Origin of the sequence: Pseudomonas sp. IT-347P (genome assembly GCF_949768005.1) — a bacterium.
Classification (GTDB): Bacteria; Pseudomonadota; Gammaproteobacteria; order Pseudomonadales; family Pseudomonadaceae; genus Aquipseudomonas.
This window is the reverse complement of sequence record NZ_CATKPQ010000011.1, coordinates 718246-741354: the sequence shown is the minus strand read 5'-3', so window position 1 is coordinate 741354 and position 23109 is coordinate 718246. Positions and strand designations below refer to the sequence as shown.

25 protein-coding genes are annotated in these 23109 nt (G+C 60.1%); 17 read left to right on the top strand and 8 right to left on the bottom strand.

The genetic code is table 11. The annotated features are described in order from the left end of the window. Nucleotide 1 precedes the first annotated feature (1 nt). From ACM6IV_RS07225 to ACM6IV_RS07200, 6 genes are all read left to right on the top strand, one after another. Nucleotides 2–928: a 4-hydroxyproline epimerase gene (locus tag ACM6IV_RS07225; RefSeq protein ID WP_414869342.1), complete on the top strand. Its 927-nt coding sequence runs from the start codon at nucleotides 2–4 to the stop codon at nucleotides 926–928. A gap of 55 nt (nucleotides 929–983) precedes the next feature. Next, entirely contained in the window at nucleotides 984–1931 is a 948-nt protein-coding gene (locus tag ACM6IV_RS07220; protein WP_007916052.1) for a dihydrodipicolinate synthase family protein, read from the top strand. A gap of 70 nt (nucleotides 1932–2001) precedes the next feature. After that, nucleotides 2002–3594, top strand: coding sequence for an aldehyde dehydrogenase (NADP(+)) (locus ACM6IV_RS07215; protein ID WP_414869341.1), 1593 nt, complete (start codon nucleotides 2002–2004; stop codon nucleotides 3592–3594). Continuing rightward, nucleotides 3584–4846, top strand: coding sequence for an NAD(P)/FAD-dependent oxidoreductase (locus tag ACM6IV_RS07210; protein ID WP_414869340.1), 1263 nt, complete (start codon nucleotides 3584–3586; stop codon nucleotides 4844–4846). The genes ACM6IV_RS07215 and ACM6IV_RS07210 overlap by 11 nt, the downstream gene beginning before the upstream one ends. A 173-nt stretch (nucleotides 4847–5019) precedes the next feature. Next, a complete protein-coding gene (locus ACM6IV_RS07205) occupies nucleotides 5020–5853 on the top strand; it encodes an oxidoreductase (protein ID WP_414869339.1) in 834 nt (277 codons plus the stop codon). An 11-nt stretch (nucleotides 5854–5864) separates the two neighbouring features. After that, nucleotides 5865–6803 carry an AraC family transcriptional regulator N-terminal domain-containing protein gene (locus ACM6IV_RS07200; protein WP_414869338.1) on the top strand — a complete coding sequence of 313 codons (939 nt, stop codon included), beginning with the start codon at nucleotides 5865–5867 and terminating at the stop codon, nucleotides 6801–6803. Nucleotides 6804–6808: 5 nt separating this feature from the next. Here ACM6IV_RS07200 and ACM6IV_RS07195 read toward each other — a convergent pair whose 3' ends face one another. The 3 genes from ACM6IV_RS07195 to ACM6IV_RS07185 form a co-directional block, all read right to left on the bottom strand. Next, nucleotides 6809–7021: a DUF2945 domain-containing protein gene (locus tag ACM6IV_RS07195; RefSeq protein ID WP_095111899.1), complete on the bottom strand. Its 213-nt coding sequence runs from the start codon at nucleotides 7019–7021 to the stop codon at nucleotides 6809–6811. 29 nt (nucleotides 7022–7050) lie between these two features. Then, nucleotides 7051–7251: a hypothetical protein gene (locus tag ACM6IV_RS07190; protein ID WP_102899126.1), complete on the bottom strand. Its 201-nt coding sequence runs from the start codon at nucleotides 7249–7251 to the stop codon at nucleotides 7051–7053. Nucleotides 7252–7419: 168 nt separating this feature from the next. After that, nucleotides 7420–8346 carry a Gfo/Idh/MocA family protein gene (locus ACM6IV_RS07185; protein ID WP_414869337.1) on the bottom strand — a complete coding sequence of 309 codons (927 nt, stop codon included), beginning with the start codon at nucleotides 8344–8346 and terminating at the stop codon, nucleotides 7420–7422. Between the two features lie 188 nt (nucleotides 8347–8534). Between ACM6IV_RS07185 and ACM6IV_RS07180 the strand changes: the two genes are divergently transcribed. The 6 genes from ACM6IV_RS07180 (at nucleotide 8535) to ACM6IV_RS07155 (ending at nucleotide 13228) form a co-directional block, all read left to right on the top strand. Next, nucleotides 8535–9584 (top strand): NAD(P)-dependent alcohol dehydrogenase, encoded by a 1050-nt coding sequence (locus ACM6IV_RS07180; RefSeq protein ID WP_414869336.1) that lies wholly within the window; start codon nucleotides 8535–8537, stop codon nucleotides 9582–9584. 123 nt (nucleotides 9585–9707) lie between these two features. Next, entirely contained in the window at nucleotides 9708–10403 is a 696-nt protein-coding gene (locus tag ACM6IV_RS07175) for a tRNA (adenine(22)-N(1))-methyltransferase (RefSeq protein WP_414869335.1), read from the top strand. A gap of 181 nt (nucleotides 10404–10584) precedes the next feature. Beyond that, nucleotides 10585–10800 (top strand): tautomerase family protein, encoded by a 216-nt coding sequence (locus tag ACM6IV_RS07170; RefSeq protein WP_414869334.1) that lies wholly within the window; start codon nucleotides 10585–10587, stop codon nucleotides 10798–10800. Next, nucleotides 10797–11453, top strand: a complete 657-nt coding sequence (locus ACM6IV_RS07165) for a DsbA family oxidoreductase (RefSeq protein ID WP_414869333.1) — start codon at nucleotides 10797–10799, stop codon at nucleotides 11451–11453. Before ACM6IV_RS07170 ends, ACM6IV_RS07165 begins: the two co-directional genes overlap by 4 nt. 47 nt (nucleotides 11454–11500) lie before the next feature. Beyond that, nucleotides 11501–12211: an SDR family NAD(P)-dependent oxidoreductase gene (locus ACM6IV_RS07160; RefSeq protein ID WP_414869332.1), complete on the top strand. Its 711-nt coding sequence runs from the start codon at nucleotides 11501–11503 to the stop codon at nucleotides 12209–12211. A gap of 93 nt (nucleotides 12212–12304) precedes the next feature. Continuing rightward, complete coding sequence (locus ACM6IV_RS07155; protein ID WP_414869331.1) at nucleotides 12305–13228, top strand: LysR family transcriptional regulator; 924 nt, start codon at nucleotides 12305–12307, stop codon at nucleotides 13226–13228. 75 nt (nucleotides 13229–13303) lie between these two features. Here the strand turns inward: ACM6IV_RS07155 and ycaC (ACM6IV_RS07150) are convergent, their stop codons facing one another. Next, the gene (gene ycaC, locus ACM6IV_RS07150; RefSeq protein WP_394506975.1) at nucleotides 13304–13936 is read right to left on the bottom strand and encodes an isochorismate family cysteine hydrolase YcaC; all 633 of its coding nucleotides are present in this window, start codon (nucleotides 13934–13936) and stop codon (nucleotides 13304–13306) included. 171 nt (nucleotides 13937–14107) lie between these two features. Then, nucleotides 14108–15118: a LacI family DNA-binding transcriptional regulator gene (locus ACM6IV_RS07145; protein ID WP_414869330.1), complete on the bottom strand. Its 1011-nt coding sequence runs from the start codon at nucleotides 15116–15118 to the stop codon at nucleotides 14108–14110. Between the two features lie 178 nt (nucleotides 15119–15296). On the opposite strand from ACM6IV_RS07145, the gene ACM6IV_RS07140 reads away from it, so the two are divergent. The 3 genes from ACM6IV_RS07140 to ACM6IV_RS07130 are packed head-to-tail and all read left to right on the top strand — an operon-like array spanning nucleotide 15297 to nucleotide 18840. Further along, entirely contained in the window at nucleotides 15297–16487 is a 1191-nt protein-coding gene (locus ACM6IV_RS07140; RefSeq protein WP_414869329.1) for a Gfo/Idh/MocA family protein, read from the top strand. Continuing rightward, complete coding sequence (locus ACM6IV_RS07135) at nucleotides 16477–17559, top strand: sugar phosphate isomerase/epimerase family protein (RefSeq protein WP_414869328.1); 1083 nt, start codon at nucleotides 16477–16479, stop codon at nucleotides 17557–17559. The genes ACM6IV_RS07140 and ACM6IV_RS07135 overlap by 11 nt, the downstream gene beginning before the upstream one ends. Before the next feature lie 42 nt (nucleotides 17560–17601). Further along, on the top strand, nucleotides 17602–18840 hold the full coding sequence (locus ACM6IV_RS07130) for a nucleoside permease (protein ID WP_414869327.1): 1239 nt from the start codon (nucleotides 17602–17604) through the stop codon (nucleotides 18838–18840). A gap of 83 nt (nucleotides 18841–18923) precedes the next feature. Here the strand turns inward: ACM6IV_RS07130 and ycaC (ACM6IV_RS07125) are convergent, their stop codons facing one another. Beyond that, nucleotides 18924–19556 carry an isochorismate family cysteine hydrolase YcaC gene (ycaC, locus tag ACM6IV_RS07125; RefSeq protein ID WP_160040662.1) on the bottom strand — a complete coding sequence of 211 codons (633 nt, stop codon included), beginning with the start codon at nucleotides 19554–19556 and terminating at the stop codon, nucleotides 18924–18926. Nucleotides 19557–19820: 264 nt separating this feature from the next. Here ycaC (ACM6IV_RS07125) and ACM6IV_RS07120 point away from each other — a divergent pair, with 264 nt between their 5' ends. Beyond that, nucleotides 19821–20219, top strand: coding sequence for a hypothetical protein (locus ACM6IV_RS07120; protein ID WP_414869326.1), 399 nt, complete (start codon nucleotides 19821–19823; stop codon nucleotides 20217–20219). 42 nt (nucleotides 20220–20261) lie between these two features. Next, nucleotides 20262–20678 carry an organic hydroperoxide resistance protein gene (locus ACM6IV_RS07115; protein ID WP_414869325.1) on the top strand — a complete coding sequence of 139 codons (417 nt, stop codon included), beginning with the start codon at nucleotides 20262–20264 and terminating at the stop codon, nucleotides 20676–20678. Between the two features lie 110 nt (nucleotides 20679–20788). Here the strand turns inward: ACM6IV_RS07115 and ACM6IV_RS07110 are convergent, their stop codons facing one another. Continuing rightward, entirely contained in the window at nucleotides 20789–22207 is a 1419-nt protein-coding gene (locus ACM6IV_RS07110) for an aldehyde dehydrogenase family protein (protein WP_414869324.1), read from the bottom strand. A gap of 90 nt (nucleotides 22208–22297) precedes the next feature. Further along, nucleotides 22298–23047, bottom strand: coding sequence for a creatininase family protein (locus tag ACM6IV_RS07105; RefSeq protein ID WP_414869323.1), 750 nt, complete (start codon nucleotides 23045–23047; stop codon nucleotides 22298–22300). Nucleotides 23048–23109 lie beyond the last annotated feature (62 nt).

Genomic DNA, 23109 nt, shown 5'->3' with positions numbered 1-23109 from the left:
CATGAAACAAGTACACGTGATTGATTCCCACACCGGCGGCGAACCGACGCGCCTGGTGATGAACGGCTTCCCCGCTCTGCCCGGCAACACCATGGTCGAGAAACGCGATGCGCTGCGCGCACAACATGATCAATGGCGCCGCGCCTGTCTGCTGGAACCGCGCGGCAACGATGTGCTGGTGGGCGCTTTGTATTGCGAGCCGGTCTCGTCCGATGCCACTTGCGGGGTGATCTTCTTCAACAACGCTGGCTACCTCGGCATGTGCGGCCACGGCACCATCGGCCTGATCAATTCGTTGCAGTACCTGGGAAAAATCGAACCGGGCGTGCACAAAATCGACACCCCGGTCGGCCCGGTCAGCGCCACGTTGCATGACGACGGCTCGGTGACATTGGGCAACGTGCCCGCCTACCGCCATCGCAAACAGGTACCGGTGGATGTACCGGGCTTCGGCCGCGTTTTTGGCGACATCGCTTACGGCGGCAACTGGTTCTTCCTCGTTTCCGAACACGGCCAGACGCTGACGATGGACAACGTCGAACACCTCACTGCCTACACCTGGGCCATGCTCAAAGCCCTCGAAGACCAAGGCATTTACGGCGAAGACGGCGCGGTGATCGATCACATCGAACTGTTCGCCGATGACGATCAGGCCGACAGCCGCAACTTCGTCATGTGCCCCGGCAAAGCCTACGACCGTTCCCCCTGCGGCACCGGCACCAGCGCCAAACTCGCCTGTCTGGCCGCTGACGACAAGCTGCAACCCGGCGCGACCTGGGTGCAGGCGAGCATCACCGGCAGCCAGTTCGAAGGTCGCTTCGAATGGCAAGGCGAACGCATCCGCCCGTACATCACCGGTCGCGCTTACATGACCGCCGACAGCACCTTGCTGATCGACGCAGAAGACCCGTTCGCGTGGGGCATCTGAGTCGCCACGCTGACTTTTCACCTCAATTTGAACGATGTGCCAAGGAGTTAAAACAATGAGCGACAACATCTTCACCGGTTGCATGCCGGCCCTGATGACCCCGTGCACCGCCCAGCGCAAACCGGACTTCGACGCCTTGGTGGCCAAGGGTCGCGAGCTGATCGATATCGGCATGAGCGCGGTGGTGTATTGCGGCTCGATGGGTGACTGGCCGTTGCTGACCGAAGCCGAGCGTCAGGAAGGCGTGGCACGTCTGGTTGCGGCGGGTATCCCGACGATCGTCGGCACTGGCGCGGTGAATTCCCGGGAAGCGGTTTCACACGCGGCGCACGCCGCAAAAGTCGGCGCACAGGGCTTGATGGTGATTCCCCGTGTGCTGTCCCGTGGTGCTTCGGTCACGGCGCAAAAGGCCCATTTCGCCGCGATTCTGCAAGCCGCGCCGAATCTGCCGGCGGTGATCTACAACAGCCCTTACTACGGCTTTGCCACCCGTGCCGATCTGTTCTTCGAACTGCGCCGCGAGTACCCGAACCTGATCGGCTTCAAGGAATTCGGCGGTGGCGCCGACCTGCGTTACGCCGCGGAAAACATCACCTCCAAGGACGATGACGTGACCTTGATGGTCGGCGTCGATACGCAAGTGGTGCACGGTTTCGTCAACTGCAACGCCACCGGCGCGATCACCGGTATCGGCAACGCCCTGCCGCGCGAGGTACTGCAACTGGTTGCCCTGAGCAAGCAAGCGGCCAAGGGCGATGCCAAGGCCCGGCGTCAGGCGCGGGAGCTGGAATCGGCGCTGGCGGTGTTGTCGTCGTTCGATGAAGGCTGCGATCTGGTGCTGTATTACAAACACCTGATGGTGCTCAACGGTGACAAGGAATACACCCTGCACTTCAATGAAACCGATGCACTGAGCGATTCGCAACGTCGGTATGCCGAGAAGCAGTATTCGCTGTTCCGTCACTGGTACGAGAACTGGTCGGCGGAACAGAACTTCGCCTGACGCGCCCCTCACCTGCCGCGAAGCCTTGTGATTCGCGGCAGGCCTCCCTCTTTTTTATCAGGAAGACACCATGACTCTGACGGGCCACATGCTGATCGGGCAGCGCTGGATTGCCGGCAATCGCATCGCCATTCGCGGGATCGATCCGGCCACCAATCAAACGCTGGAACCGGCATACGCCGGTGGGTCGGCCGAGCACGTCGAACAAGCCTGCGCGCTGGCCTGGGCAGCGTTCGATGATTATCGCGAGACAACTCTGAATGTCCGCGCTGACTTCCTGGAAAGCATTGCCGTAGAAATCGAAGGTCTCGGCGATCAACTGATCGACCGTGCCCACGCCGAAACCGGCCTGCCACGCGCACGCCTGCTCGGTGAACGCGGGCGTACTTGCCAACAACTGCGAGTGTTCGCCCGCACGGTTCGCGCCGGTGAATGGCTGGATGTGCGCGTCGATAGCGCACAGCCGCAACGTCAACCGCTGCCGCGCGCCGATCTGCGTCAGCGGCAGATTGCGCTGGGGCCGGTCGCGGTGTTTGGCGCGAGCAACTTCCCGCTGGCGTTTTCAGTGGCGGGCGGTGATACCGCATCGGCACTGGCCGCCGGTTGCCCGGTGGTCGTCAAGGCGCACAGTGCGCATCCCGGCACCAGCGAACTGGTTGGCCGCGCGGTCGCTCGGGCAGTAAAAGCCTGTGGCTTGCCGGAAGGCGTGTTCTCGTTGCTGTACGGCTCCGGCCGCGAAGTGGGCATTGCGCTGGTCACAGATCCACGGATCAAAGCGGTAGGTTTCACCGGTTCGCGCAGCGGCGGTCTGGCGTTGATTCAAGCGGCGCAAGCGCGGCCCGAACCGATTCCGGTGTACGCGGAAATGAGTTCGATCAATCCGGTGCTGCTGTTTCCAGCGGCGCTGGACAACCGAGCGAAGGCGTTGGCTGAAGGGTTTGTGGCTTCGCTGACATTGGGCGCAGGCCAGTTCTGCACCAATCCGGGCTTGGTGATTGCCTTGAAGGGAGCAGCGCTGGACAGGTTCATCGCCGCCACTGCCGAGATCATTCAGCACAGCCCGGCGCAGACGATGCTGACACCCGGCATTTTCAGTGCCTACGAGTCAGCCGTGAATGCGCTGGCCGAAAATGCCGCTGCACGCATCACCGGTATCGGTCAGGCCGGCAATGGCGTGAACCAATGTCAGGCCCGTGTATTCGTGGCTGAGGCTGCCGATTTCCTCACCGATCAGAGCCTGCAAGCCGAAGCCTTCGGTGCAGCGGCGCTGATCGTGCAATGCAGCAGTGAGGCTGAAATCCGCCAGGTCAGCGAACATCTGGAGGGCCAGTTGACCGCAACATTGCATCTGGATGACCAAGACCTGGAACAGGCCCGTGCATTGCTGCCGACGCTGGAGCGCAAGGCCGGTCGCTTGCTGGTCAATGGCTGGCCCACCGGCGTCGAGGTGTGTGACGCAATGGTGCATGGCGGACCGTTCCCGGCCACCTCTGATGCGCGCACCACCTCCGTGGGGACCGCAGCGATCCTGCGATTCCTGCGCCCGGTCTGCTATCAGGACTTTCCGGAAAGCTTGTTGCCGACCGCACTGAAACAGGCCAATCCGCTGCAATTGCGGCGTTTGGTGGATGGGCACAGGGAAGCGCAGCACTATGGCGAATAACGTCTCCCACGACATCGCGGTGGTCGGCGCCGGCATCATCGGCGTCGCCTGCGCACTGCGTCTGGCACGCCAAGGATTGCGCGTGGTGGTCATCGATTCGCAGCAACCCGGCCACGGCGCTTCGTTCGGCAATGCCGGGCATCTGGCGACCGAGCAGGTATTCCCGATTGCCGATGCCTCCATCCTCAAGCGCCTGCCGGCGATGCTGATGGACCCGATGGGGCCATTGCGCCTGGACTGGAAATACCTGCCGCGCGCCTTGCCGTGGTTTACCCGGTTGTTGCTGAATCTGCGCCCGGCGCCATTTCAGAACACCGTGGCAGGCTTGCGCGCGTTGAATGAAAGCAGTCTGCAGGCCTGGCAGCGCCTGCTTGCCGACATCCAGCGGCCGGAATTGTTGAAGATCGACGGCTCGTTGCTGGTGTTCGAACGTGCCGAGTCGCGTCAGGCCATCCAGGCATTACAGACACGACTGCATCAGCAGCAGGTGCCGGTCGATTACTGGCAGACCGGCGCCATACGCGACACCGCACCGCAACTCAGCGAACAGATTCAGGGCGGCTTGTTCTTCCCGTGCACCGGGCATTTCATCGATCCCTATCGCGTGGTCTGTGAACTGGTCGAAGCGGCCAAGGCTTGTGGCGTGAGTTTTGTACAGCAACAGGTTCAGGGCGGCCACGTGCAGGCACACGGTGTGGAGCTGATCACCAGCAACGGCGCTCTGACTGCCAGCCGCGTGCTGATTGCCTGCGGCGCACATTCGGCGAAGCTCACCGCCGCCCTCACCGGCAAAAAAGTACCGCTGGACACCGAGCGCGGTTATCACCTGATGCTTCCGCAGGAACACGACCGACTGCCCTTCCCCGTCACCTCGCTGGAGCGCAAGTTCATCATGACGCCGATGTCCGCAGGGCTGCGCCTGGCCGGCACAGTTGAATTCGCCGGCCTGGAAAAACCACCGAGCATGCAGCGCGCGTGGCAGTTGCACCGGTTGAGTCAGGGCTTGTTTCGCAAGGATTTGAATGCTGAAGCGGCGACGCCGTGGATGGGTTTTCGACCATCGTTACCCGATTCATTGCCGGTGATTGATCAGGTCTGTGAGGGCAAGGTGTTGCTTGCGTTCGGGCATCAGCATCTGGGGCTGACGCAGGCGGCGGTGACGGCGGAGATGGTGGTGCGGATGGCGGGCGCAGATGCAATCCCGACAACGGCTTTGCCAAGTGGCGCGCCCTATCGACTGGCACGTTTCTGATGGCCACAGAACAGCAAGATCGACGGTGAGCGTGCTTTGCGGCGTTGCCACCGTTTTTTTCTGAACATCACGAACGCCTGATAGGAACAGGCAAGGCTCCAAGACAAACCGGCATAGGTTACCGCTTGTGTGGTGGCTACCATGACGTCACACCCGAGTCATTGGAGCCCGTCATGAAACCAAGCAAAACCCTGTTCATCACCGGCGTCAGCAGCGGTTTTGGCCATGCACTGGCCAAGGAAGCCATTGCCAACGGCCACCGCGTGATCGGTACTGTGCGCAATCAAACCGACCTGAAAAACTTTCAGGCGCTGTCCCCGGAGAACGCTTACGGCGTGCTGCTGGACGTCACTGATTTTGAGCGGATCGAAAGCGTTGTCGCTCAAGTGGAAGCCAGGCACGGCCCGGTCGATGTGCTGGTCAACAATGCCGGTTACGGTCACGAAGGCATTTTTGAAGAGTCGCCGCTGGAGGACATGCGTCGTCAGTTCGACGTCAATGTGTTCGGCGCGGTCGCCGTGACCAAGGCCTTCCTGCCCTACTTGCGCCAGCGTCGCGCCGGCCACATCCTCAACATCACCTCCATGGGTGGCACCATCACGATGCCCGGCATCGCCTATTACTGCGGCAGCAAATTTGCGCTTGAAGGGATCTCCGATACCCTGAGCAAAGAGCTGCGGCCCTTCAACGTCTTCGTCACGGCGGTGGCGCCCGGCTCGTTTCGCACCGACTGGGCCGGCCGTTCGATGCAACGCACCGCGCGCAGCATTGCCGACTACGACGCCAGTTTCGACCCGATACGCCAAGCCCGGGAAGCAAAAAGCGGCAAGCAGCTTGGCGACCCGCAAAAGGCAGCGCAAGCGATGCTGCAGATCATCGATTGTCCCGAGCCTCCCGCCCATTTGTTACTAGGCAGTGATGCGATGGGACTGGTGCGTGTCCGGCTGCAACAGGCGCTCGACGAGATTGATCAATGGCAAGCGCTGAGCTGCTCCACCGATCACTGAGAGAGAAAGCAATGTCGCAGGCCAATGACAGCACCGCGCGCATGGTGCAACTGATGGAAGTCCTCGCGCCGGTCGAAGGCTACAACCTCAGCGCGCTCGATGACGTGCGCTTCCTGCGTTCGAATCGCCCACTGACCCGCACTCCGGTGTTGTACGATCCGGGCATTGTCATCCTCTGTCAGGGTCGCAAGCGCGGTTATCTGGGTAAGGACACTTACGTCTATGACGCGCAGCATTATCTGGTGGTGTCCGTGCCCATCCCCTTCACCATGGAGACCGACGCCACGGCAGCCGAGCCGATGCTCGCGATTTACATGCACCTGGACTTTCAATTGGCCAGCGAGTTGATGTTGCAAGTCGATGAGGTGCATGGCGTCAGCAATGCTGAGCCGAAGGGCATGTACGCCTCGCCGATGGACGACGCGCTGCGCACCACGACCTTGCGTTTTCTCGAGGCGATGAGCGTCGCCGGTGAAGCGCAAATTCTCGGGCCGGCGCTGGTGCGTGAGATCTACTACCGCATTCTGACGGGCGAGCAAGGTGGATCAATGCGTGCCGCGCTGCATCGTCGCGGGCATTTCGGCAAGGTGAGCCGGGCGATCCGCAAGATTCACAGCTGTTATCAGCAGCGCCTCGACGTCGAGCAATTAGCCCGCGAAGCGAGCATGAGCGTACCGAGTTTTCACCTGCACTTTCGCAGCGTGACCGATACCTCGCCAATGCAATACCTGAAGTCGACACGCCTGCATCAGGCGCGGCTGCTGATGCTGCGCCAAGCCATGAGCGCATCGGCGGCAGCGTTCGACGTCGGTTATGAAAGCGCCTCGCAATTCAGTCGCGAGTTCAAACGGTTTTTCGGCCGCACGCCCCAGGCGGAGGTTGAATGGATGAAGGCAACGTACTCCTTGCCGCCGCCGACAACGCCTTCCGAGTTCGTTTCGTCGCACTAGACCGGTCACTTCGCGGGATGAAGCGCCGCGCCGTGGTGCATCGCCAGATGCCCGGTCTTGTCACTTTTGACTTCGTACTGTGGCTCGTCCTTTGAAGCAGGCCGATGGCGGCCCATGAACTCGACATCCCGGGTGTGCACCTTGACAACCTTGCCGCGAATCTCGCCGGCCTCGCTGTTCCAGTGAACCGCGTCGCCGACCTTGAATGGTGTGCTCATGGCCTGTCCCCCACACTGATTCAATCCGGTCATTGCGACTCAGGATGCTCGCTCGACACCGAGTTGTTGGCCGCCACATCCGTCATGTCTTCATCGACCGGCGACTCTTCATCGGCGGGCAACGGAACCTCGGGCGGGTTGCGTTTCGGATCATGCCCCGTCTCATTGTCCGTCGTCCGTGTCACGTCTTGCTGTGACCGGTTGCCCGGTGCATTTTCATCGATGTCCATGCTTGCTTCTCCGCTCTTGTACGCGGGATATCCGCGCTTAAACGTGAGAGGCAATGGCACAGCGCAAGTGCCGGGCACTGGACGAACGGTGCTTCAACGAAAAAAGCCTGCCGTTAAGGGCAGGCTTTCGCTTGGCGACTAAAATAACCGTGCCGGGCCAGCCGGACGCTAATCGTAAAACGCCTCAACCGACACTCGGCTGCCGACAAAGAAACTGTCCGCCACCAAGCGCAAAGGCTGCACATCCAGATCGCTGGCCTTGTCGCCAATCAACTGCTGAAAGTGCCGATACACCGCCGCGTACTCACCCTCCTCCGACACGCTCTGGCGCACACCGTCGATGCTCAATACCGCACCGCCGTTATCCAGACGCAACACACCTTCAGCGCAACGAACCTCAATGCTCCACAGCTCATCATGCCCATGGTCGAAATCAAATTCGGCACGCACATCGAGTTGATGCGCATCAGCCATTTTGATCGACGCCGCAATCGGCGATTGGCAGTTGTTCGGCACACGCAGTTCGGCCGATTCGACAAACAGCGGCAACTTGAGCAAATGAGTGACGATCGACAAGGCGTTGATGCCCGGATCGAAAACACCAAGGCCGCCGGGTTGCCAGATCCAGGCCTGGCCAGGATGCCATTTGCGCACGTCTTCTTTCCAGTCGATCTGCACGCTTTGCAACGTGCGAGAGGCAAGCCAGTCGCGTGCGGCTTCGATGCCGGGGGCGTAGCGTGAGTGCCAGGCAAACAAAGCACTGACGCCCTGCTCAGCGGCCTGATCGACCAAGGCCAGCGCTTCGCCCAATGTGGCGCAGGGTGGCTTCTCCACCAGCACGTGTTTGCCGGCGGCCAGCGCTTGCTGCACGAGGGCGAAGCGTCCTTGCGGCGGCGTGCAGAAGGCAATCGCATCCACCACCGGGCCGTTTTCCAGCAATTCACTTAAGGATTGGAAGTTTTCCACGCCTGCGCAAGGCTTGCCTTGGGTAGCGACGGAGACTAGCTGGAACGCGGGATTGGCGAGGATCGCCGGGACGTGTTGATCCTGGGCAATCTTGCCGTAGCCCACCAGACCGAGACGGATTGGTTGCATCAATGACTCCTGTTTTGATTTTGTTGTCGTCAGTGGACCGCGAGATTACCTGCAAACGCCACAAACGTCTGTCCGCACAATGTCACAACGATGCACAGGATCAGGCAAGGATTGCACAGGAATGCGCTACTGCCCGCAGCGCTGGAACAGGAACAATGCCTTACGACAAACCGATTGAGGACGTTCCCATGCTTGTTCAAGCCTACGGTGCCCACGCTGGCGACAAACCCCTTGAGCCGATGCAGATCAACCGCCGCGCGCCGGCCGCCCATGATGTGCAGATCGACATCGCGTTCTGTGGCATCTGCCATTCCGACCTGCACCAGGTACGCGCGGAATGGGCCGGTACACAATTCCCTTGCGTACCGGGGCACGAAATCGTCGGTCGCGTTTCGGCCGTCGGCGCCCATGTCGGGGATTTCAAGGTAGGTGATCTGGTAGGCGTCGGTTGCATCGTCGACAGCTGCAAACATTGCGATGACTGCGAAAGCGGTCTGGAAAACTACTGCGACGGCATGATCGGCACCTACAACTTCCCGACCCCGGATGCACCGGGCTGGACGCTGGGCGGCTACTCGCAAAACATCGTTGTGCATGAACGCTACGTGCTGCGCATCCGCCATCCCGAAGCGCAGCTGGCCGCCGTCGCACCGCTGCTGTGTGCCGGCATCACCACCTACTCGCCACTGCGTCATTGGAACGCCGGTCCCGGCAAGAAAGTCGGCGTGGTCGGCATCGGTGGCCTGGGTCACATGGGCATCAAACTGGCCCACGCCTTGGGCGCCCACGTGGTGGCGTTCACCACCTCTGAATCCAAACGCGAAGCGGCGAAAGCGCTGGGCGCCGATGAAGTGGTGGTGTCGCGCAATGCCGAAGAAATGGCCGCCCACGCCAAGAGCTTCGACCTGATCCTCAACACCGTTGCGGCGCCGCACGATCTCGATGCTTTCCTCGTGCTGCTCAAGCGTGATGGTGCCTTGACCCTGGTCGGTGCGCCGGCCACTTCGCACCCGTCGCCGAACGTGTTCAACCTGATCATGAAGCGCCGCACGATTGCCGGCTCGATGATCGGCGGCATCCCTGAGACCCAGGAAATGCTCGACTTCTGCGCCGAGCACGGCATCGTCTCCGACATCGAACTGATCCGCGCCGACCAGATCAACGACGCTTACGAACGCATGCTCAAGGGAGACGTGAAGTATCGTTTCGTGATCGACAACGCCACGTTGGCGGGCTAAGCGCAAACGCCGATTGGCAGCCCAGCGCGGCCAATCGGCTATTCAATTCCGTCGCCGGGATTTGACAGTCCTGGCGTTGCTCGCCAGAGTCGCACCCCTTTGCCTGCCATCAAGGGGTTGCCGTTGAACGAACAGACATTGTCCATGCGCCTTGAACGCGTGGCTGCCCACGTGCCTGCCGGTGCCCGGCTGGCGGATATCGGCTCGGATCATGGTTATCTGCCGGTAGCGCTGATGCGCCGTGGTCTGATCAGCGCCGCCGTGGCGGGTGAAGTCGCGCCGACGCCGTTCCACGCGGCTGAACGCACCGTGCGCGAAAATGATCTGCAGCAGCAGATCAGCGTACGCCGGGCCGATGGTCTGGCGGCGATCAAACCTGACGACGGCATCACCGCCATCAGCATCTGCGGCATGGGTGGTGAAACCATCCGCGACATCCTCGACAGCGGCAAGGCCCACCTCAGCGGCGAGGAACGTCTGATCCTGCAACCCAACGGCGGCGAGCAACCGTTGCGCCAATGGCTGATGGAAAACGGCTACCGCATCCTCAGCGAAGAGCTTCTGCGGGAAAACCGCTTCGACTACGAAATCATCGTGGCCGAACGCGCCGAACCGGTGAGCTATACCGACAAGGAGCTGTACTTCGGCCCCTTGCAGATGCAGGCCCGCAGCCCCGAGTTTCTGCGCAAATGGCAGCACAAACTTCACCACAAGCAAAAGACGCTGAGCCAGCTCGCTCATGCGCAACAAAGCCTGCCAGAGCAAAAGCTGCAAGACCTCAAACAACAGACACGCTGGATTGCCGAGCTGCTGACCTGAGCGCCAGCGTTTCGCACGGAGAAAACGCGTGCACTGGATAAATACTCGCGCGCCCTCATTTGATACACCACATCACAAATGATGTACCTCAAGCCCCATTTATCAATTCCTGCCTGCCTCTTAAAGTTCTCTCCAACAGCCGCCCGTCACCCCGACGGGCCAGCGATTGGAGAGTCCTCACATGCCTTTCATCAGCGTACGCATCACCCGTGACGGCGTGACCCGGGAACAGAAAGCCCAGGTCATCAAGGAAATCACCGAAACGATGGAGCGGGTGCTGCACAAGGATCCAAAGCTCACCCACATCGTGATCGAGGAAGTCGACACCGATAACTGGGGTTATGCCGGCATCACCACCACCGAGTATCGCCAACAGTTAAAGGACTCGCAGTCATGAACCGGGCGGTGAAAATCGATTTCGTTTCGGATGTCGTTTGCCCCTGGTGCGCCTTAGGCGTCACAGCTCTGGAACAGGCAATCGAGAATCTGGCAGACGAAGTCGATGTGGAGTTGACCTACAAACCGTTCGAACTGAATCCGGACATGCCCGCCGAAGGTGAGCACGCCATCGAGCACATGATGCGCAAATACGGGCGCAGCGCTGAGCAAGTGGCGGATCGCAACGCGATGATCATCGAGCGCGGCGAGCAGATCGGTTTTCACTTCGACCTGGAAAAACGCAGCCATTTTTACAACACCTTCGATGCCCATCGACTGCTGTTCTGGGCCGCCACACAAGGACGTCAGCGTGAGTTGAAGCAAGCCTTGCTCAAGGCCTACTTCACTGACGGCATGAACCCGGATGACCACGCCACGCTGGTGATGCTGGCAGGCGTAGTCGGGCTCGACAGTCAGCGTGCGCAAGAGGTTCTGGCCAACGCTGAGTTCAGCCAGGCCGTGCGCGAACTTGAACGGTTTTACCAGCAACGCGGCATCGACTCGGTTCCGGCCATGGTGATCGATGACAGACAGGTCGTCCCCGGTTCCCAGTCCATTGCCTATTACGAGCAAGTGTTACGTCAGGCAGCGCAGCTTCCGGCTCACGCCTGACCAGTGAAATCCGTTTTTCAACCTTCCATATTGCATGAGGAAACATCATGAGCACGTCCAACAAAGTTGTCGTAATCACCGGCGCCTCGCAAGGCATTGGCGCAGGCCTGGTCAAGGGTTTCCGCGAGCGCGGCTATCAGGTTGTCGCGACCTCCCGCTCGATCAAACCGTCCACTGACCCGGACATTCTCGCCGTCGCCGGTGACATTGCCGACCCGCAGACCGCCGAGCGGGTGATTCGCGAAGCCGTCGCACGTTTCGGGCGTATCGACACGCTGGTCAATAACGCCGGGATATTCGTCGCCAAGCCGTTCACTGAATACAGCCAGGAAGACTACGCACAAGTGGTGGCGACCAACATGAGCGGCTTTTTCCATATTTCGCAATTGGCGATCGCCGAGATGGAGAAAAACGCCAGCGGCCACATCGTCAGCGTCACCACCAGCCTCGTCGATCACGCGATTGACGGCGTGCCGTCGGTGCTCGCTTCGTTGACCAAGGGTGGCATCAATGCCGCGACCAAGTCGCTGGCCATCGAGTACGCCAAGCGCGGCATTCGGGTCAACGCGGTGTCGCCCGGCATCATCAAAACACCGATGCACGGCGAAGAGACCCACGCCGCCCTCGGCAGCCTGCACCCGGTCGGCCATATGGGTGAGATCGATGACATCGTGCAAGCGATCCTTTATCTGGACAGTGCGAACTTCGTCACCGGCGAAATCCTCCATGTCGACGGTGGTCAGAGCGCTGGCCATTAATAGCGGCCTGCAGCACCGCCGGTGTGTACCGGCGGTGTCGCTTCATGAGATAAGCCTGAAAATGGACTATCAGTCGATTCCCGGTGTACTCACATGAAGCGCCACTTTGATGATTTGCAGTTAGGCAGTATCGAACTCTTTTGCCTCGCCGCTGAAGCGGGCAGTTTCACCGCCGCTGCCCAACTCGCAGGGGTTACGCCAGCCGCCGTGAGCCGGTCGATTCTTCGCCTTGAAAAGCGTTTGGGTTCACGCCTGTTTGCCCGCACCACCCGCAGCATTCGCTTGACCGAGGCCGGCCGAAACTTTTTCCTTCAATGCAGCCAGGCCCTGACCCAACTGGTCGAAGCGCAACAGGAAGTCATGGGCGCACAGACGTCACCATCCGGTCAGTTGCGCATCAGCCTCCCGACCACTTACGGGCATCACCGCATCCTGCCGCTGCTCCCCACATTCCGCGCGCTCTATCCCGACGTCAGCGTCGACATCCATTTGGGCAACCGCAATATCGACTTCGTCGGCGAAGGCTACGATCTGGCAATCCGCGTCCGCGCCCAACCGGATTCGACCATGGTCGCGCGACTGCTGGAGGATGCAAAACTGGTGGTGGTCGCCTCCCCCGAATACCTGAAAAAGGCTGGCACACCGAAGACGCTGGAAGACCTGGTGCAACACGAATGCATACAGTTCGAACTGCCCAGCAGCGGGCGGCGGATTTCCTGGCTATTTCAGGAAAACGGTGAGGACCGTGAAGTGATTTCCGACGGCGGCTACTCTTGCTCCGACGATGTCCTCGGCGGCGTCACGCTGGCCAAGCATGGCGCAGGGGTCTTTCAGACCTACAAATTCATCGTCGAAAAAGAACTGGCCGACGGCAGCCTTGTCGAGGTTCTCCAGCCGTACGCCGGGCGCTCGCGACCGTACACCTTGCTGTACCCGCATGGCCGGTATGTGCCGCAACGGGTGCGGGCGTTTGTCGATTTTCTGCTGCAGTTTCGGGATGAGTGGGCGCAGGCGTAATGCTGAATAAATCGGCGCTACGCAAACGTTGAAAGCCTGCTTTTCAGGGCAGGCTTTCGTTTAAGTCGCGTCAGCTCACTTCTGCTGAGCAGTCAGCGCCGTGTAGCTGTTCATCAGGTTGCGGTAGTTGGGGATGCGCTGCGACAGCAGGTTACCCAGTCCTTCAATGTCGTTGCGCCAGTCGCGGTGCAGCTCACACGCCACCGAGAACCAGTTCATCATCTGTGCACCAGCCTGAGTCATGCGGCTCCACGCTGCCTGTTGCACGGTGGTGTTAAAGGTGCCGGAAGCATCAGTGACCACAAACACATCAAAGCCTTCCGCCAGCGCCGACAAGGTCGGGAACGCTACACAGACATCCGTGACCACACCGGCAATGATGATCTGCTTGCGGCCGGTAGCCTTGATTGCCTTAACGAAATCTTCGTTGTCCCAAGCGTTGATCTGACCTGGACGGGCGATGTAGGGCGCATCCGGGAACATCTCTTTCAACTCCGGCACCAGCGGGCCATTCGGGCCTTGTTCGAAACTGGTGGTGAGGATGGTCGGCAGGTCGAAGAACTTGGCCAGATCGGCCAGGGCCAGCACGTTGTTCTTGAACTCGTTCGGCGAGAAGTCCTGCACCAGAGAAATCAGACCGGTCTGGTGGTCGACCAGCAGCACGATAGCGTCGTCTTTGTTGAGGCGGTTGTAGGTTGGAGTGGTCATGGTCTGCTTCCCTATTGAGTGTTTGAATTTTGTTGTTGCGTTCAAGTTGGGTACAGATTACCGACGCATCGAAAAGGGATAAATCGGCTGAAAAGCGTTTCACCGTCCACTCAGACAGGACAATTTTCAGGTCAGGGTGGAGGCTGAAACTTGAGCGGGGAATTCAGAGGTTTATCTACCCCCTTCATCGACCCGCGCCGTGCTGTCGCGCTTGGTCAATGCGAATGGCAGTACCACATGCCGTTGCGGCAACGGCCGTTTCTCGATCAACGCGATCAGCATTTCCACGGCTTTCTCGCCGAACATTTCGGCGGGTTGGGCAATGGTCGTCAGCGCTGGATCGCAGTACGCGGCCATTGGGATATCGTCGAATCCCGCGAGCGAAATATCCTCCGGCACGCGCAACCCCATCTCTTTGATGCGCTTGAGCGCGCCGATGGCCATCTCGTCATTTTCACAAAACAGCGCGGTCGGTCGGTTGTTCAGCGCGAGCAGTTTCCCCGCCCCCGAGTAGCCTGCGTCCAGCGTGAAGTCGCCGTGACAGATGAGCGCATTGTCCAGGGCGAGACCGGCTTCGCGGATGCCCGCTTCGTATCCAGCCAGACGATCCCGGGTGAGCGGACTGCCTTTGGGTCCTTTGATCAGCCCGATGCGCTGATGCCCCAGCGCGATCAGGTGCTTGGTCATGGCTTTGGCCGCCGCAACGTTATCCAGGCTGATCGTCGGGTGGCGCCCATGCCGGATGACTTCGCAGGCATTGACGATCGGCGTCAGTGCCGGCTCGGCGGCGGACTCATCGAATGGATCATAGGCACGCAACTGAATGACGCCATCGGCTTGATGGGCGTACACCAGATGGGCGAACTGGCGCTCCAGCGATTCCTGGCCCTGGGTATCGCACAACAGCAAGCGATAGCCGGAGGCCTGCGCGGCTTTCTGTGCGCCGCTGATCACCCTGGCGAAAAAGGTGTTGGCAATGGTCGGGACCAGAATCACCAGGTTGCCCGTTCTGCGCGAGCGAAACTGCACCGCCATCAGGTTCGGTCGATAGCCGGCTTGCTGGACGGCGGCCATCACCCGCTCGCGGGTATCGGGCAGCACACGCTCGGGGGACGTCAATGTTCTCGACACCGTTGCCACCGAGACACCCGCCAGCCGTGCCACTTCGCGGATATTGGACAAGACTGCCTCGCTCTTTCATTCAAATCGGCCGTCGAGCTTACCGCACGGCGTCATGCACCGAAACGTTCACATTCGTCAGGCACGGTTTGACACCCGGTGAATTCAAGCCTAGATTCCGCCAACGATGTAACCGGTTACATCACCAATAATATGCGCAGACTCCCCTGAGACAATTGCCATGATTGCTGAAAGTCGAAAAATAAGAATGGGCTTCGTCGGCGGCGGTGAAGGCGCCTTCATCGCCCAGGCACACCGGCAAGCCGCCGGCCTCGATGGACGCTTCGAACTGGTCTGTGGTGCGTTCAGCCGCGACGTTCACAACAATCGACGCAGTGGCGAGGCCTTGGGCTTGCCTGCGCAACGCTGCTATGACGCCTGGCAAGACATGCTCGCCGCCGAACACGCACTGCCGGCCGATCAGCGCATGGAACTGCTGGTGATCGTCACCCCCAATCACCTGCACGCCCCTATCGCCAGTGCAGCATTGAGTGCGGGTTTCCATGTGTTCAGTGAAAAGCCTGCTGCGCTCAATCTGGCGCAAGTGCAGGACCTGGCGCGGGTGGTCAACAACAGCCAGCGAATCTACGCCCTGGCGCACACCTATCTGGGGTATGCGATGGTCTGGCAGGCACGCGAGATGGTCGCCAGCGGTGTCATTGGGCGTCTGCGCAAAGTCCTTGTCGAATACCCCCAGGGCTGGCTAAGCAGCGATCTTGCTGGCCAGGGCAACAAACAGGCGGGCTGGCGCGACAATCCTGAACAATCCGGCATCGGTGGCTGCATCGGTGACATCGGCACACACGCGTTTTCCCTCGCAGAGTTCGTCGCTGGCCAACCCATTCAATCCATCAGCGCGATGCTCGGCTCACATTTGAGCGGTCGCCAACTGGATGACGACGCTTCGATGCTGTTCAAAATGGCCGACGGCGCCAGCGGCGTTTTAATCGCCAGCCAAGTGTGCGCCGGCGAAGAAAACCCGCTGAAGATTCGTCTGTATGGCGACAAGGGTGGGCTGGAATGGCGTCAGGAAGAGCCGGCCAGTCTGATCCATCGCTCCCTGGATGCACCGATGCGCGTGCTGCGTTCGGGTCTTGGTCAACCCTGGCTGTGCGAAGCCGCGACCCGGCGCATGCGCTTGCCTGCCGGCCATCCGGAAGGCTACCTGGAGGCCATGGCCAATCTCTACGGCGACCTTGCGCAGGCCATTTTCAACGGTGCGGATGGCCCTGACGCACCCGGTGTTCCCGGCATCGCCATCGGGCTACGCGGTATGGCCTTTATCGAGACCGCCATCGCCAATCATCGCGGCGAAGCCAAATGGACCGCCATCCCTGACCTAGTCAATGGAGCAACCGCCAATGAGCATTGATCAACAGCCTCCGACCGGGATGCGCGGCCCGGGCATTTTTCTCGCCCAATTCATCGCCGACGAAGCGCCCTTCGATACCTTGGCCAATATCGCGCAATGGGCGGCGTCTCAAGGTTACAAAGCCATTCAGTTACCGACACTCGGCACGCGCTTCATCGACCTTGAACGTGCTGCGCAGAGTCAGGATTACTGCGACGAGCTCATCGCCGTATGTGCCAACGCCGGCGTGGTGATCAGCGAGTTGTCGACGCACCTGCAAGGCCAACTGGTCGCGGTGCATCCGGCGTTCGACGCCCTCTTCGACGACTTCGCCCCGGCAGCGCTGCGTGGCCAGCCGCAAGCACGTACCGAGTGGGCCATCAACCAGTTGAAACTGGCGGCACGTGCCAGTCAGCGCTTGGGCTTAACCGCCCACGCGACCTTTTCCGGTGCCCTGCTCTGGCCGTACGTCTACCCGTGGCCACAACGTCCGGCCGGGCTGGTCGAACAGGGCTTTGCCGAATTGGCAAAACGCTGGTTGCCGATTCTCGAGTGCTTCGATGAGGCCGGTGTCGACCTCTGCTACGAGATCCACCCCGGCGAAGATTTGCACGATGGCGCTTCATTTGAACAATTTCTCGAAGCGGTGAATCACCATCCGCGCGCGGCGATTCTGTACGACCCGAGCCATCTGTTGCTGCAGCAAATGGATTATCTGGGCTTCATCGATCGCTACCACGCGCGGATCCGCATGTTTCACGTCAAAGATGCGGAGTTTCACGCCGACGCTCGGTCCGGCGTTTACGGCGGCTATCAGAGTTGGGTTGATCGTCCGGGCCGCTTCCGTTCACTGGGCGATGGCCAGATCGACTTCAAGGCGATCTTCAGCAAGTTGACTCAATACGATTTCAACGGTTGGGCCGTGCTGGAATGGGAATGCTGTCTGAAAGACGCTGCGCAAGGCGCTGCCGAAGGGGCGGCGTTCATCGAACGTCACATGATTACCCGAACCCGCAAGGCATTCGACGATTTCGCCAGTGTGAACGCCGATGAGCAATCCAACCGGCGTTTGCTGGGCCTGGGCGAGCTTTGATGACCACGCTGTTACCGACATAAAAATAATACGGTGATTGAAATGAACGTAATGAATGCGCGACTCAGCGTGATGATGTTTTTGCAGTTTTTTATCTGGGGCGGCTGGTTCGTCACCCTCGGCACTTACCTCACCACGACGCTGGCGGCAAGCGGCGGCCAGGTGGGAATGGCGTTCTCCACACAATCGTGGGGTGCGATCGTTGCGCCTTTTGTGATTGGCCTGATTGCCGATCGTTTTTTCAATGCCGAACGCATTTTGGCAGTGTTGCACTTGCTGGGCGCGGTGCTGCTCTATCAGCTCTATCGGGCAACTGATTTCAGCGCGTTTTATCCCTATGTGCTGGCCTACATGATGGTCTACATGCCCACACTGGCGCTGGTCAACGCCGTAGCCTTCCGACAGATCAAAGACCCGGCCCGGGAGTTTTCCCGCATCCGCGTGTGGGGCACCATCGGCTGGATCGCCGCCGGCATCGTCATCAGTTTCGGCTTTGCCTGGGACGCTCAACAGGCGATCGTTGCCGGCGGTTTGCGCAACACGTTTCTGATGTCGGCCGTGGCCTCGCTGCTGTTGGGCCTCTACAGTTTCAGCCTGCCGGACACTGCACCGCTGAAATCCACGGCCGCTTCGCCGGGCATCAAACAGATGCTGGGGGTGGACGCGTTGGGCTTGCTCAAGGATCGCAGCTATCTGGTGTTCTTTCTCGCGTCCATCCTGATCTGCATTCCGCTGGCGTTTTATTACCAGAATGCCAATCCGTTTCTGGCCGAAATCGGTGTCACCAACCCCACCGCGAAGATGGCCCTCGGGCAGGTCTCCGAAGTGCTGTTCATGCTTCTGTTACCGCTGTTCATCCAGCGTTTCGGTATCAAGATTGCGTTACTGGTCGGAATGCTCGCCTGGGCCTTGCGCTATGTGTTGTTCGCCTACGGCAACAATGGTGACCAGGCGTTCATGCTGCTGATGGGGATCGCTTTGCACGGTGTGTGTTATGACTTTTTCTTTGTCTGCGGGCAGATCTACACCGATGCCAAAGCGCCCGAGCGCTTTCGCAGCTCGGCTCAGGGCCTGATCACCCTGGCGACTTATGGTGTGGGCATGCTGATCGGATTCTGGGTGGCGGGTCAGATCACCGACCACTTCACCTCGGCGAACGGCCACGACTGGACAAGCATCTGGCTGTTCCCGGCGGGATTCTCGGTGGCGGTTCTGCTGTGTTTCGCACTGGCATTCAAAGGCCGTGGTGGCGAAAAGGAGGGTGTACCGTCGACCGTTTAGAAACGCTGACCTTGTAGCTGCTGCGACAGGACAGCGCAGAAAGCCTGCTTTTCAGGGCAGGCTTTCGTTTAAGTCGCGTCAGCTTACTTCTGCTGAGCAGTCAGCGCCGTGTAGCTGTTCATCAGGTTGCGGTAGTTGGGGATGCGCTGCGACAGCAGGTTGCCCAGCCCTTCAATGTCGTTGCGCCAGTCGCGGTGCAGCTCACAGGCCACCGAGAACCAGTTCATCATCTGCGCGCCGGCCTGGGTCATGCGGCTCCACGCGGCTTGTTGCACGGTGGTGTTGAAAGTGCCGGAAGCGTCGGTCACCACAAACACATCAAAGCCTTCCGCCAGCGCCGACAAGGTCGGGAACGCGACGCAGACATCCGTGACCACACCGGCAATGATGATCTGCTTGCGGCCGGTAGCCTTGATTGCCTTAACGAAATCTTCGTTGTCCCAGGCGTTGATCTGGCCTGGACGGGCGATGTACGGCGCATCCGGGAACATCTCTTTCAACTCCGGCACCAGCGGGCCGTTCGGGCCTTGTTCGAAACTGGTGGTGAGGATGGTCGGCAGTTCGAAGAACTTGGCCAGATCGGCCAGGGCGAGCACGTTGTTCTTGAACTCGTTTGGCGAGAAATCCTGCACCAGAGAAATCAGACCGGTCTGGTGGTCGACCAGCAGCACGATAGCGTCGTCTTTGTTGAGGCGGTTGTAGGTTGGAGTGGTCATGGTGTGCGTCCCTTTTCAATGTTGGAAAGTTGTTGTTGCGTTCAAGTTGGGTACAGATTACCGACGCATCGAAAAGGGATAAATCGGTTGAAAAGCGTTTCACCGTCCACTCCAGCAGGACAATCTAACAAGCGCTAACAGCACATAACTGGCGGCTCATCCCCTGGCACGTCAGGCTTGAACTCCACCCCTTCACGCTTGCGTACACGCTTGTGCCCAGCGGTTGGCTGAACAGTCGAACAAATGACGCCGAGGGATTCGATCATGGTCGAAGATTATTGTGTGAGCTGCCTGAGCGCGGATGACCGGCTCGCCAATGAGCAACTGCATGCCTTGATGGCAGGCGTGGTCAGACGTGACCGCATTCAATCGCAACGGTTGTTCGCCACTGTGACGCCGTTGCTCATAGCGTTTTATGAGGGGCAGGCGCAGGCCGGCCGGATCAGCCGGGACCAAACGTCTGGCCTGGTTCAGCAGGCCTTCAAGACGCTTTACCTCGACCAGGAACGCTATGATCCGAACCAGCCTTTTCGAGCCTGGATTATCGACATCGCACGCTCCACGCTGCTCGGCAACCGGCAATGCCACGAGAACGAAGCGGCAGTCGACCTCCGTACCAGCATGACCCGTCGCGCTTCTGATCGGGTGCCACATACCCGCTGAATCGATAAGCCGATACCGTGTTATCCAGGCCAGGAAGTACGCATGATCAATATCGAAAGAACGTTGTATACCGCGCACACCTACACCGCCGGTGGTCGTGAAGGACATGCTCTCAGCCTTGATGGACGGCTCGACCTGAAGCTTTCTCCGCCGGGCGCGCCCGGAACCGGCACCAACCCTGAGCAATTGTTCGCCGTTTGTTGGTCGGCCTGTTTTCTCGGGTCGCTGCGCCACGCCTGCAATGCACGCAAAATCAGCTTTCCCGACAAGGCGTGCGTCGATGCCCAAGTGGACCTGGCCCATGGCGAGCAGGGTTTCTTTCTACAGGTGCGACTGGTCGTGTCCTTGCCTGACATCGAAGCGGAAACGGCGCTGCAGCTCATCGAATTGGCCCATCAGAACTGCCCCTACTCCAAGGCCACACGCGACAACATCGATGTCAGCATTACGCTCGGCTGAGCACAGCTTTCCTCTCTGACAGCCCTGTCTGTGCTTGTCGATGCACACAGGGAGCACAAGCCGTCCCTCAGCCGAAGCCGATCGGTCGATCAGCTTCGGCAACCGGGCGACTAGTCCATCACAATACTTTTCGGCTCCAGGTACGATTCCAGGCCAAAGACCCCGAACTCTCGCCCGACCCCCGACTGCTTGAGCCCGCCAAACGGCGCCAGCAACTCGGGGGCAATGCGGTTGATCAACACCGAGCCGACCTCCAGCCTCGCGGCCAGACGTCGGGCGCGCTCCGGTTGCTGGCTGAACACGTAAGCCTGCAAGCCGTACACACTGGCGTTGGCAATTTCGATCGCCTGCTCGTCGGAGTCATAGGCAATGATTGACAGCACCGGGCCGAAAATTTCCTCGCGCGCAATGTCCATGTCATTGCTCACATGGGCAAACACGGTCGGCCTGACGTAATAACCCTTGTTCAGACCGGCGGGTCTGCCCTCCCCGCCGGCAACCAGCCTCGCACCTTGCTCCAGCCCGCGGCGAATGAAGCCCTGCACGCGATCGAATTGCGCCTGATTGACCAGTGGCCCGATAACCGTGGCCGGATCCTGCGGCTGCCCGACGGTCATCGTCGCGACCTGGGCTGTTACCCGTTCGATGATGTCCCTCTCCAGGTTGCGTGGCACCAGCAGCCGCGTGCCGGCGACACAGGCCTGACCGTTGTTCATGAAGGCCGCGTTGACGGCCAGCGCAATCGCGGTGTCGAAGTCGGCATCGTCGAGGATGATCGAGGCCGATTTGCCAGTCAGCGACAGACTGACGCGCTTCATGGTCTCTACCGCCGACCGGGCAATGAGCTTGCCGGTTGCAGTGGATCCGGTGAAGGAAATTTTCGCGACATCGGCACTGCGGCTGATTTCGTCACCGACATCAGCACCGCGTCCCAGGAGAATATTGAACACCCCTTTAGGCAATTCGGCGCGGTGCAACGCGCGGGCGAGGACGTCAGTCTGCAAGGGACTCAACTCGCTCGGTTTGATCACCGACGCACAACCGGCGGCAATGGCCGATGCCAGTTTGCTGCAGATCGTACCGGCCGTGCTGTTCCAGGGCGCAATCAGCGCTGCCACTCCCACCGGCGCCATCACCACGCGCGCGTCGCCGAAGTGGCGAACCAGCTCGTAGCTTTCCAGGGTTTGCGCCGCGTTGGCGAACGACTGCGACGCATAGCGACTGACCCACTGGGCCCGCGCGAACGGCGCGCCGTATTCTTCGATCGCGGTATCGCGAATCTCATCCGTACTGGCCAGCACGGCGGCCTGCAAGCGCTTGAGCATGTCGATGCGCTCGGCTTTGGAGGTGAGGTTCATGCTGTGCTGGGCACGCTGCGCCGCTGCAATCGCCCGTCTGGCGTCTTCGCGTCCGGCCAGCGTGGCCGTGCCGATCACCGCCTCGGTGGCCGGGTTCAAACACTCCATTGTTTCTTGTCCCTGAACGGGAACGAACGCTCCATCAATGTAGCTGTGATTGATCTTCCACATCGTGGCGTACCTGATTGATTGGTGGTGTCCGGTGAAAGAGCAACGCCCGGAATAACCGGGCGTTGCTGCGCAAGACGCTGAAGTCCGGGTTCAGCCCGGCATCGCTTCACGGCTGAAGGCGTTCACCTCGTGGATCAGGCCCTGAGCAGCCATCATCACCAGTTGCCGGCCTTTTTCCGGGGACGCTTGTGCGGGGTCCGAGCCCATGCGGCCATCGGGATGCCGTGCGCGGAAGTCAGCGGCCTCGCGAATCGGGCCCCAATTGGCAATCTGTGGTGAATAGTCAGCCGACTTGATCGCGTCCGGATAAGCCCACTGGGTCACGGCTATTTCAGAAGGCGTGGCATGGATGCCGTGGCCTGTGGGGAATTGGTCGCGGGCCAGCTCGTTGACGCCCTCCAGGTCCCACCAATTACACAGTTTCAGGGCGAATCCGGCCGGACGACGGGCAAAACTTGCTTCGGCATACAGCTCCGAGAACGCCGCTTCGATCGACGCGATGTTGCCGCCATGGCCGTTGAGGAAGAAGATTTTTTCAAAGCCATGCGCGGCCAATGAGCGTGTCCAGTCACTGATGGCCGCGATGAACGTTGAAGGGCGCAGCGAGATCGTCCCGGGGAACCCGAGATGATGCTGCGCCATGCCAATATTGAACGTCGGCGCGATCAGGAGATCGGCGCTTTTCTGCGCCTCATGCGCGATGATTTGCGGGCACATCCAATCGGTTCCGAGCAGGCCGGTCGGACCGTGTTGCTCGTTGGAACCGATCGGAATGACCACCGTACGGCTGCGTTGCAGGAATTGCTCGATTTCAGTCCAGGTCGATAGATGTAAAAGCATCTGCGTTCTCTCTTTGGAAAGGTTCCTTGCGGAACATCACGGGAAATTCAAAGCGCTGCGCA